This is a genomic window from Testudinibacter sp. 'clade 2' (genome assembly GCF_006227735.1).
GTDB lineage: Bacteria > Pseudomonadota > Gammaproteobacteria > Enterobacterales > Pasteurellaceae > Chelonobacter.
Genome location: NZ_VDHB01000271.1, coordinates 1 through 621, shown reverse-complemented (window position 1 = coordinate 621; position 621 = coordinate 1). Strand labels below are relative to the sequence as shown.

The 621-nt window shown below is 29.6% G+C and carries 1 protein-coding gene; it reads left to right on the top strand.

All coding sequences use genetic code 11. From position 1 onward, the window contains the following. Nucleotides 1-621 (top strand): hypothetical protein (locus FHQ30_RS13380; protein WP_176552789.1); only part of this gene is annotated, 621 nt, incomplete at both ends.

Here is a 621-nt window from a genome sequence, read left to right as displayed (position 1 = left end):
AAGTAATATCGATAATAAAGCAAAGCTATTACAGTCTAATGTTTTTGATATTGATGATATAGAGTGTGAAAAAACTGTAATTAATACAAAACCGATTTGGAGTGAAGTGGAAAGTGATATAGAAAAAAAAGAATATTATAAAGTTACATTTTCTACAAAGGTGAATCCGCAAAAAGCAAAGTTTTTCTATGTTTATAAAAAATCTAAAATTGAGCTAGAGTGGCAATTAAATTCTAGTGAAAAAACTAAAAACTCGTCGATATTAAAAAGAGGAAATGTTGCTAAATTTGGGTTTACTTCAAAATACCAAGTAATATTAGAAATACCAACAGTAAGTAGAGTTTCTTTTGGTGAACCGATGGATAAAATCGGAATTTCTGTTGAGTTTAATCGTGTGATAACCTCTATTGGTATTATTGAAAATGGACATTTTACAGATACAAAAGCAGTCGCTACAGAATTTGGATTTGAAGAAAATATTTTTGGCGAACGTAAAATTAAAAATGTGCCCCACATACTGAAGCCAAATGGTTTCTGGATTCGTTATCCATCTTATGAAGCTATTAAGAGTATTACAAATGAAGATGGAGAAAAATTAGACTTTCTTTCTCAGTCATTCCG